The sequence below is a fragment of the Pseudomonas sp. S3(2024) genome (assembly GCF_036861315.1).
GTDB lineage: Bacteria > Pseudomonadota > Gammaproteobacteria > Pseudomonadales > Pseudomonadaceae > Aquipseudomonas > Aquipseudomonas putida_A.
On sequence record NZ_JAZAQQ010000011.1, the window covers coordinates 1 to 10667 of the forward strand.

Annotated in this window: 6 protein-coding genes and 1 pseudogene; 3 read left to right on the top strand and 4 right to left on the bottom strand. The window is 59.9% G+C overall.

Going from position 1 to position 10667, the window contains the following annotated elements; translation table 11 throughout:
* Positions 1-2447, top strand: a pseudogene (locus VLA07_RS23105) (hypothetical protein); the annotation flags it as partial.
* Positions 2448-2537: 90 nt separating this feature from the next.
* On the opposite strand, the gene VLA07_RS23110 reads toward VLA07_RS23105, so the two are convergent.
* Together VLA07_RS23110 and VLA07_RS23115 are read right to left on the bottom strand one after the other, a co-directional pair.
* Entirely contained in the window at positions 2538-2897 is a 360-nt protein-coding gene (locus VLA07_RS23110; RefSeq protein ID WP_333991631.1) for a DUF6124 family protein, read from the bottom strand.
* A 95-nt stretch (positions 2898-2992) separates the two neighbouring features.
* A complete protein-coding gene (locus VLA07_RS23115) occupies positions 2993-3364 on the bottom strand; it encodes a DUF6124 family protein (protein ID WP_333991632.1) in 372 nt (123 codons plus the stop codon).
* Positions 3365-4068: 704 nt separating this feature from the next.
* Here VLA07_RS23115 and VLA07_RS23120 point away from each other — a divergent pair.
* Together VLA07_RS23120 and VLA07_RS23125 are read left to right on the top strand one after the other, a co-directional pair.
* Positions 4069-4851: an endonuclease/exonuclease/phosphatase family protein gene (locus tag VLA07_RS23120; protein ID WP_027613718.1), complete on the top strand. Its 783-nt coding sequence runs from the start codon at positions 4069-4071 to the stop codon at positions 4849-4851.
* A 267-nt stretch (positions 4852-5118) separates the two neighbouring features.
* A complete protein-coding gene (locus tag VLA07_RS23125) occupies positions 5119-6189 on the top strand; it encodes an autotransporter outer membrane beta-barrel domain-containing protein (protein WP_333991634.1) in 1071 nt (356 codons plus the stop codon).
* Positions 6190-6312: 123 nt separating this feature from the next.
* Here VLA07_RS23125 and glgB read toward each other — a convergent pair whose 3' ends face one another.
* Both glgB and VLA07_RS23135 read right to left on the bottom strand, forming a co-directional pair.
* Positions 6313-8544: a 1,4-alpha-glucan branching protein GlgB gene (gene glgB / locus VLA07_RS23130; RefSeq protein ID WP_333991636.1), complete on the bottom strand. Its 2232-nt coding sequence runs from the start codon at positions 8542-8544 to the stop codon at positions 6313-6315.
* Positions 8545-8546: 2 nt separating this feature from the next.
* Positions 8547-10667 (bottom strand): putative maltokinase (locus VLA07_RS23135; RefSeq protein WP_333991638.1); only part of this gene is annotated, 2121 nt, incomplete at its 5' end.

Sequence of the window (10667 nt, forward strand, 5' to 3'; positions counted from 1 at the left end):
GCAGCAAGATCACCGTCCGCTACCAGCTCTGGCGCCATGCCACCGATGAGACCAGCCTTTCGAATCCATTGGTGTTCACCGTGGGCGTCGCGCTGGAACTGCTGGCCCCCTGGATCAAGGAGAACAACGGCGACAGCGCACTCAACCCGCTGCTGGTCAGGGACACCTTGACCATCGTGGTGCCGGACAACAGCGAGTTGCTGCCAACTGATGAAATCATCGTCAACTGGACTGGCGCACAGGGTACGCCCGCAGGCGGTTCGCACACCTCTGTTCCTCGGCCGCTGGGCAGCAACAGGGAGTTTGCAATTCCGAATAGTGTGGTCGCGTCCAACCTGAACAAAGATGTGAAGGTGTCCTACGTCGTCATCCGCGACGACAAGCCGCTGCCGTCCCTCGTCTTTGATTTGACTGTGTTGAGCATGCCGCAGAATGAACTGCTCAAACCGATCATCAAGGACGCGGACAACAACGGCGAAGGCCCGGAGTTCAACGTAGGGAATCTGACCAGCAATGCCACCTATCGCATGGGCGTCTGGCCGTTGATTGCCACAGGCCAATATGTCTGGCTGCGTCTGAAAGGGACGAACGCGGATGGCAGCGACTACAACCTTCCGATCCATACGCCACCCGCCTCACAGGTCAATAATACGTGGATCGATCAAGGTTATTACGAGCGGAGCATCGCCCTTGCAGGCTTGAGAAACCTCAAGGATGGCAGCGCGTTGAGGATGGAGTTCAAGGCGGCGTTCGGCAAGAGTACGAATGAGAGCGAGGCGGTGGTCTTCCCAGTGCGCACTTACACGATCAAAGCGTTTGAGGATGTGCGGCCAGAAATTACCCGTGTGGAAGACTCCAAAGGGAATGAGATTCTCCCGGGCGCCACGACCGTTGACACCTCGATCAAGCTTGAAGGGAAAGGGGCTAAAGGTCAGAAAGTCCTGATCAAAGACGGCAACATCGAGATAGGCATTGCCGACGTCGATCCACAGAGTGGTGACTGGGAGTTTCCGGTGACGGGGCTGGCCCTTGTCTCCCATAGTTTCACCGCCACTGCCCAGTACGGCAATGGGCAGATATCGGATCCGTGGGTCGTGGTCGTGACCGCTCCTACCGCGCCAACTATCACTCGGGTGGAAAACTCCAAAGGGGAAGAAATTCTCCCGGGCGCCACGACCGTTGACACCTCGATCAAGCTTGAAGGGAAAGGCGCTAAAGGTCAGAAAGTCCTGATCAAGGACGGCACCACCGTCAAAGGTACAGCCGACGTCGATCCACAGAGTGGTGACTGGGAATTCCCGGTGACGGGGCTGAGCGCCGACACCCACAGCTTCACCGCTACTGCGATGTATGGCAGCGGCGAGGTGTCGGATCCGCCGCGGATCGTGGTCGTGGTGGCTGCCGACACACCGGCCATCACATCAGTAAAAGACGAGAGCAACTGGAACATCCCCGAAAACGGTTACACCGTGCGCACCAGCGTCACGCTCACTGGCTCCGCGCCGGCTGGCCAGGAGGTGGAAGTTTTCCTCGGTGCGATCTCCAAAGGCAAGGCCAAGGCAGGGAGCAACTCTATCTGGACCCGTACCGTGAGCGGGTTATCGCTGGATGTGTTGCATACCTTCAAGGTCATTGGTCAATACGCTAATAACCCGCCGTCGAATCTCTGGCGCTTGACCGTGTTGCATGAGGTCATGCCGGCCATCACCGGGGCGGAAGATTCCAAAGGGCAGCCAATCAGTAATGGAGGAGGCACTTCTGACAACCATATCCGTCTGACTGGGACGGCGAACACCTTTCTTGAGGTGGAGATTTTCGACGGTGACACCTCAACAGGCAAAAAGCCCAGGGCCAATGACGAAGGTATATGGACTGTTGAACTGACCGGGCTGACAACTACGAAGCATGTGTTCCAGGCCAAGGCGTTGTATGGCAGCGGGACGGAGTCGGGGGAGTGGACTGTGAACGTAGACGCTCCCGCGTTCATCGTCGAAGACTTTAAGTCATATCCCGTCCAGTTTCTCGAACCAGGGGAGTCCATGCAGGGGTTTCACACCAAACTAACGCTTATTACAACGATCGGGGTACACGGGACTGTTGGTGTGATCTCTTCTCTCCGGGCAATGCGGGCCGTTCTGATTGCTGGGTATGATCCAGGCACACTTAAGTACTCCTTGGCACTAAGACATGAAATTGCCAAGAGTGCGACAATCAAAGGCAGGTACGAAATGCATACGAATGGTTGCATCCAACTTGAGTTTCTTAAGAACGATTTGGTGCTGTCCACAATAGAGTTCTTCGAAGGCATCAATCCCCAACTTGATTTTGAGAGGGTCGTTGCCCCAAGCAGCGGACAAGCGTTCGATACACTCAGGTTCGTGATGACGAATGTGCCGTCTGACCATCTCAATTCTCTTAATATTCATACGGTTGCTTTCAGAAACTGAAAAACGTCTGTGGCTTCAAAGCCGGTGAAACAGGCGCGACTTAACAATCGGAGTACCAGGGGACGGACTCATTAATCCGTCCTCTGGCGCCTATTCCTTGGGCACAACATTATCCAGCGCCTGATTCACCGCCAACTCCCCCAGCATCACTACCTGCGCAATGCCCAACACCGTATTACGACTCGGCCCCTCCAGCGTCCCGGCGAAATCGCCGAGCATGACCGTGGCCGAGGCCAGGGATTCGCAGGCGTTGACCAGCAGGGATTCGGTGTCGGTTTGCGGGTTGACCATGAACATGCTGCTGGGGGTGTACGGCGTTGCCATGATGTGCGCGGGCGCGAGGTAGTGGTCGAGGGCGCGTTCGGCGGCTTCGTGGAGTTTTCTGGAGTTGAGGGATTCGTACGGCGATACCGGGTCTGTGATTGGTGAATTAGGCTTGGTTTCGGACATCGACTGAGGCTCCGGGCAAGTACCCCTTGAGGCACTTTGAAAGATGACGACCTGTAGGCGCTGCCAAAGGCTGCGCCTACAGGTGCGCCGGGCGATTAGTTGGGCGCGCGGCGGCCATCAAGTACTCGGTTGACCATCAGTTCACTGAGCATGATCACCTGATGCAGCATCAGCATGGCCCGGCGCTGTGGGTTGTCGACGGTGTCGCCGAGATCGCGGGCCATGTCGCTGGCGGCGGCTAATGATTCGCAGGCTTCGACGAGCAAGGTTTCTTCGTCCACGGTGGGGTCGATGAGGAAGATTCTGTTCGCCTTGCATGACGAGGTTGAAGGGATCGAGATCTTCAGGGCGCCGGGGTTGAGGTAGAAGTTGATGGCGCGGTCGGTTGCCGCTTTTATCTTCTGCGGGTCGAGGGCTGGGTCGTATGGGATAGAGGTGTCCGGAGGGTTGGGTGTGGCTTTGAACATGGATGAAACTCCGTATCGAGAAATAGGAGCCATCACCCTCGCTACCAAACGATGGGTGGCGGCCATGCGCGGGTTGGTAGACCGGTCGATACGGAACCCGGCGCTCACGAATGAGCCCCACGCATGTCCACCATATAAAGCTGAGCCCCAAAAAAGAGGCTGCATAAGGTGACGCCATACGACCGTACCGAAATGGGCTACCAAACCCGATCACTGTTTTCCAGTGACAGGGAAACGATAAGCCCAACGCATAGCCGTGTAAGCCGGCGGATTCTGGCGTACGCGTAGGTAACGGCGCAAGGCGTTGTAGCCGTTATGGCGTAACGGTTCGTGTACTTTAAACGTGGTTGCGGGGTTATGTTTATTTGCGGGGTTTGCTCTGTTGTTTTGATTTTGTCTGATAGGCCGCTTTCGCGAGCAAGTCGAATCGTCGCACCGCCGCTCCCACAGTTGGAATGCTTGCATTCAGTGGGAGGTTGGTCGGCTTGTGAGCCGTCATCGCTGGCAAGCCAGCTCCCACCATTTGACCGAGTGCATTCAGTCAGAGATTGGTCGATCGGGAGGCCGCTTTCGCGAGCAAGCCCGCTCCCACAGGTTTCGTGGTGGCTCTGGTGATTTGTATTACGGCCTGAGGCATCTGGAAGGAACTGCCCGCTCACAGACCAGTCGCATGAACAGGAAGCCGTTTTTTCAGAGGAGTGAACGTGTCCAGCGATCCCAAGCGTCACGCCGTCGACGCACCCGTCATCCATCGCCTGCGCGTGTTGACGGTCAACACTCACAAGGGTTTTACCGCCCTCAACCGGCGCTTCATCCTGCCGGAACTGCGCGAAGCGGTACGCAGCACCTCGGCTGATCTGGTGTTTCTGCAGGAGGTGGTGGGCGAACACGAGCGACATTCCAATCGCTACCAGGAATGGCCGCAAACCTCGCAATACGAATTTCTTGCCGACAGCATGTGGAGCGATTTCGCCTACGGGCGCAACGCGGTCTACCCCGATGGTCATCATGGCAATGCCCTGCTGTCGAAATACCCGATCCGCGAATACCGCAACCTCGACGTGTCGATCACCGGCCCCGAGCGCAGAGGCCTGCTGCACTGCGTGCTGGACGTGCCGGGCCACGCCGAAGTGCATGCAATCTGCGTGCACCTGAGCCTGCTGGAAAGCCACCGCCAATTGCAGTTGCAGCTGCTTTGCCAGTTGCTCGAATCATTGCCCGACGATGCACCGGTGATCATTGCCGGCGACTTCAATGACTGGCAGCTGCAGGGCAATGCCGCCCTCGCCCGCCGCGATTACCTGCACGAAGCCTTCGAACGCCACCATGGCCGCCCGGCCAAGACCTACCCTGCGCGTTTTCCACTGCTGCGCCTGGACCGCATCTACCTGCGCAATGCCAGCAGCCATGACCCGCAGATCCTCGGCAACAAGCCGTGGACGCACTTGTCGGATCATTTGCCGCTGGCGGTGGAAGTGCATTTGTAAGCACAGACAATGACTTGGATATGTGCAGAAAAACAAACGCTTGCAGCGCCTGATTTAGCTGTACCGCTCATCGTGCAGTTTCTTGACGCATGGGCATCACTCTTCTTATCTCTACCTTACTACCCCCGGAATCACTCACCGGGACGACCCTTCCGGCACTCGCGAAATCGAGCGCCGCGGTTCGCCCCGCTCCATTCGGTCGCCCCTCGTTCGGGGTAGGAGAGACGCCAGAAAGAGATCCCGCATGCGCTTGCAAGGTAGACCTCCATGAAAAGCTCATTCACCCCACAAGAGATCAAAGTGACGTTTTGCACAGTGTCGAGTTCGATTCTGCTGTGCTCATCCATGGAGGCGCAGGCCGGACCTGCGGCGGATGAAACCACTCCCTGGTATCGCCAGGACACGCCCGTTCTGACCCTGCCGGCGACCGTTGTCACCCCCGAGCCACAACGCCTGAGTCCACGTCCCGATTTGCGCGGCACCGACCTGATCACCGAAGATCTGGCGCCGGCAGCCTGGGACCGGTTGTACGGACAAAGCGCCCGGCAAGCGCAAACCGACGTGCTTTCGCCAGGTTTTGCCACGCCCGGCAACGGCGACTTCAAAGGCCCGCCCGTGCTCACCGTGCAAAGCGCCGGCGGTCACACCCAGACGCTCGGCCTGATTGGCGGATACAACCAGATCCAGGCCAACAGCGCCGGCCTGATCAGCAGCCGCGCCCTCGCCGATCCGACCACCGACACCCTGAATCTGCAAGGCCAGAGCCTCGGTGCTTATTACCGTCTGACTGGCGCGCAGGGCTGGCATGTCGACCTGTCGGCCAGCGGTGGCCGGGTCAGCGGTTTCAGTCGTAACGAACAAGGCGCGCGCCAGGCCACCGAAGGCAGTGCAATGACCTTCTCGGTCGAAGGTGGATATCCGATCGGCCTGGGCGGCAACTGGGTGGTTGAACCCCAGGCGCAACTGATCAACCAGCGCATCACCCTCGACACCCCATACGCGGGTTCCGGCAATGCATCGTCATCGGATCTGTCGGCATGGAGCGGCCGCGTCGGCGCCCGCCTCAAAGGCAGTTACGATGTGAACGGCCTGCCAGTGGAACCCTATGTGCGTACCAACCTCTGGCATACGGTGTATACCGGCAACACGGTGACTCTCGATCAGGTCGACAAGATCAGCAGCAGCCGCAAGTCATCAACGGTCGAGTTAGGGCTGGGATTGGTGGCGCGGGTGACGCCGGCGGTCAGTCTGTATGTCAGCGCCGATTACAGCAGTGATGTGGATGACAATGATCTGAACGGGTTGATTGGCAGTCTGGGAGTGCGGATGCGTTGGTGATTTCGGCTTGAGGGGCGATGGCCTCTGAGCTGACGCCATCGCGAGCAGGCTCACTCCTACAGGGGAGACGCATTCCAAATGTAGGAGTGAGCCTGCTCGCGATGGCAGCGACGCGGTCGCGGATCAACCCTCCGGCTTGAGAATCAACACCGCCAGCGGCGGCAGGTTCAGCTCCAGCGACAACGACTGGCCATGGCTCGGCACCTCTTCGGTAAACGCCCCGCCGCCATTGCCGTAATTCGAACCGGCGTAGGTGTCGGCATCGCTGTTGAGCAGCTCCTTCCAGCGCCCGGCGAACGGCACGCCGACCCGATACGACTGACGCGGCACCGGAGTGAAGTTGGCCACCACCAGCACCGGTTTGCCGTCCTTGCTCCAGCGCAGCCACGCGTACACGCTGTTGATCGCGTCATCGCCGATTAACCACTGGAAGCCCTGCGGCGCATCGTCCTGGTCGTGCAGCGCCGGTTCCTCGCGGTACAGACGGTTGAGGTCGCCGACCAGTTTCTGCACGCCTTTGTGTTCCGAGTATTGCAGCAGGTACCAGTCCAGTTGCTGATCGTGATTCCACTCGCGCCACTGGCCGAATTCGCAGCCCATGAACAACAGCTTCTTGCCCGGGTGGGTCCACATGAAACTCAGGTAGGCGCGCAGGTTGGCAAATTTCTGCCAGCGGTCACCGGGCATCTTGTCGATCAGCGAGTGCTTGCCGTGCACCACTTCGTCGTGGGAGATCGGCAGGATGAAGCGCTCGGACCAGGCGTAAACCAGGCCGAAACTCAATTCGTTGTGGTGATGCGCGCGGTACACCGGGTCCTGCTGGATGTAGTGCAGCGAGTCGTGCATCCAGCCCATGTTCCATTTGTAGGCGAAACCGAGACCACCCTGCTGGGTGCTCTGGCTGACGCCCGGCCATGCGGTGGATTCCTCGGCGATCACCAGCGCCCCCGGGGCTTCCAGCTCGACCACGTCATTCAAGTGGCGGAGGAAATCGATCGCCTCCAGATTCTCACGCCCGCCGTGGCGGTTCGGCACCCATTCGCCGGCCTTGCGCGAATAGTCGCGATACAGCATCGAGGCCACCGCATCAACGCGCAAACCGTCGATGTGGAAATGCTTCAACCAGTGCAGCGCCGACGCCAGCATGTAGCCGTGAACTTCGGTGCGCCCCAGGTTGTAGATCAGCGTGTCCCAGTCCTGGTGAAAGCCTTCCAGCGGGTTGCCATATTCGTACAACGCCGTGCCGTCGAACTGCGCCAGGCCATGGGTATCGGTAGGAAAATGCGCTGGCACCCAGTCAAGGATCACGCCGATGTCGGCACGGTGGCAGGCATCGACGAACTCACCGAACTGCTCCGGCGTGCCGTAACGGGCACTCGGGGCGAATTGCGAGAGCAACTGATAACCCCACGAACCACCAAACGGGTGCTCCATGATCGGCATCAGTTCGATGTGGGTGAAACCCAGTTCCTTGACGTAAGGAATCAGTCGTTCGGCCAGCTCGGGCCAGGTGTACTGGCGGGCGACTTCGCCCAGATCGTCCAGTTCGCACTGCCACGAGCCGGCATGCAATTCGTAGATCGACAGCGGCGCTGAATGCTTCTGCCGCTCGCGGCGGCCGTTCATCCAGTCCTGATCCTGCCAGTTGATCTGCAGCGGTGCGGCGACTTTCGACGCGGTGTCCGGCGGCAGGCTGGTGGCCAGGGCCATCGGGTCGGCCTTCAGCGGCAGGATGCCGTGGGCGCCGAGGATTTCGTACTTGTACAACTCCCCCGCTTGCAGGCGTGGAATGAACAACTCCCAGACCCCGGACGGATGGCGCAGGCGCATCGGATGGCGACGACCATCCCACACGTTGAAATCGCCGACCACCGACACTCGGCGAGCATTCGGCGCCCACACGGCAAAACGCACACCGTCGACGCCATCGACCGTGGTCAGTTGCGCGCCGAGGCAACTGCTGAGGTCGCGGTGATTGCCTTCAGCGAACAGATACAAATCCATTTCGCCGAGCAACTGGCCGAAGCTGTACGGATCTTCCGCCACCTGTTCGCCGCCGGCCCAACGCGTGCGCAGCAGATACGGCCGCGCCTGATCGAAGTGACCAACAAACAATCCCGGTGTTTCGGTGGCTTGCAGTTCGCCGCGTTCTTCACCGCTGTCCTTGTCCAGCACCTCGACTTTCAACGCACCCGGCAGATAAGCGCGGATGAACTGCCCACCGGCACCATCACCGTGCGGGCCGAGAATGGAAAACGGGTCGTGGTGTTCCGCGCGCACCAGGGCGTCGATGTCCCGCGCCGCCGGCAATAACGCTTCTTTAGCGTGACCCTGTTCCTTGTTCGAGAAACTCATGACTACTCTCCACCAAGATCGGAAAAGGGTTTAAGCCCCGTCAATAACCCATACAAACCGTGCAACGGCACGGGCAGCCACGTGGGGCGATTTTCGGCTTCATAGGCCACTTCATAGGCCGCCTTCTCCAGGCCGAACAGCGCAAGCGCAGCGTCGGCACCCGCAGGATCCTGCCAGGCATGATCAAGACTAGCTGCCGCTTGGCGATACGCTTGAACAAATGCCTCGCGCGCCTCACGCAGGTAGCGCTCGGCAACCCGATGCCGGGCCGCTTCCGACTCTGGACTGTGATCGACGTTGTGCACATTGATCGTCATCGCCGCCGCGTAATCGAAGGAGCGCAGCACGCCGCTGACGTCCTTGTACGGACTGTGTTTGCCGCGCCGTTCGTGCAGTGGCCGCGCCGGTTCACCCTCGAAATCGATCAGATAGGCATCGCCCTTGATCACCAGCACCTGACCCAGGTGCAGGTCGCCGTGGACGCGAATCCGCAAGCCGCCCACGGCTTTCTGCGCGAGTTCCTGCACATGGCCGAGGATGACTTTTTTGTTATCGAGCAGCCGCGCGACCATTTTCTGATCCGCCGCGCTTAGATGACTCTGATGCTGCTTGAGCAGCTTCAACGCATGCTCGACCTGCGCCGCGACGTCCTTGCCGGTGGCTTGGGCGTCCTTGGCGCTGGTGGTTTGCGGGGCGAAGTCGGGATTGTCGCTCAGCGCCGCCAGCACCTGGTGCATTTCGCCCAGACGCTGGCCGAGCATGCCGGCAAAGTCCTTCAGTTCGCCGAGGGCGTTGTAATGCTGTTCCTGCTCGGACATCGCGTCCGCCAGCTCATCACGCAACGCCCGTTCGAGGTTGTTCTGCGTCCATTCCCAGGCATCGCCCTGATTGCTCAGATAGCCTTGGGCGATCATCAGCAGGTTGTCTTCGCCCGCGCCATCGCGGCGAATCACCGAGCCGAGCAGCGGCGAGATGTTGGCGAAACCGGCCTCGGTCAGGTACGCGCTCATTTCCAGTTCCGGGTGTACACCCGAAGCGACCTTGCGGATCAGCTTCAGCACCAGACTGTTGCCGATCACAACCGAACTGTTCGATTGCTCGGCCGACAGATAACGCACCTCGGATTCGGCACCGAGGCCGAGTTTTTCCAGTTGCGCGGTCGGTGCGAAACGAATCTCGCCCTGTTCGGAGTTGAGCACGGTGTTGCTCTGCATGCCTTGCAGCACCGCGTGGACAAACGTTTCGAGGCTGAACGCATCAGTGATCAGACCGACCTGACGCCCGCGACGAACACGGGACAATGCCAGTTGCTGCGGCAACGCCGGCCCGACCTGATCTTCGGCGATGAAGCCAAACGGCAATTGATAGCGACTGGTCTGCCCGGCGCTGGTGACTTCGATTTCGCTGAGCAGCACCGGATGCTGCGCGTCGCCGAAGCGCACGCCGTAGGCCAGATTGACCTGCTCGATGGCTGCGTCCTTGCCGGCGAACCAGCGGCGATTCTGCAGCCAGCTCGGCAGGATGCTCTGCTCCAGGGTATTGCGGGTCGGCGTTTCGAGCAGTTCTTCCATGCGTTTTTTCAGCACCAGCGTGGTGAAGTCCGGCAGGCTCTGCGCCGGTTCCACGTGCCAGCTCGGCATCTGGTTTTCTGCAGCCAGGGCGAACCAGTAGAAACCGTACGGCGCCAGGGTCAGGAGGAAATTCAACTGGCCGATCGGCGGGAACGCGTTACCGCCGAGCATCTCCACCGGGACCATGCCGACGTAGGCCGACAGATCGAGTTCCGCCGCCTGCGCGCTGCGCGAGACGTTGGCCACGCAAAGAATTATTTCGTGCTTGCCGTCGGCGTCGGTGAATTCCCGGGTGTAGGCCAGAATCCGCCGGTTGCTCGGCGAGAGCATCTTCAGCGTGCCGCGACCGAACGCCTTGGACTGCTTGCGCACGGCGAGCATGCGCCGCGTCCAGTTCAGCAGCGAATGCGGATCGCCGGCCTGGGTTTCGACGTTGACCGACAGATAACCGTATTGCGGGTCCATGATCGGCGGCAGCACCAGACTGGCCGGATCGGCGCGGGAGAAGCCGCCATTGCGGTCAATCGACCATTGCATCGGGGGGGGGACGAC

What these genes read in the sequence shown, in the direction of transcription:
- VLA07_RS23125 (WP_333991634.1), top strand. Translation starts at nt 5,119, where the DNA reads ATGAAAAGCTCATTCACCCCACAAGAGATCAAAGTGACGTTTTGCACA.
- VLA07_RS23110 (WP_333991631.1), bottom strand. Translation starts at nt 2,897, where the DNA reads ATGTCCGAAACCAAGCCTAATTCACCAATCACAGACCCGGTATCGCCG.
- VLA07_RS23115 (WP_333991632.1), bottom strand. Translation starts at nt 3,364, where the DNA reads ATGTTCAAAGCCACACCCAACCCTCCGGACACCTCTATCCCATACGAC.
- glgB (WP_333991636.1), bottom strand. Translation starts at nt 8,544, where the DNA reads ATGAGTTTCTCGAACAAGGAACAGGGTCACGCTAAAGAAGCGTTATTG.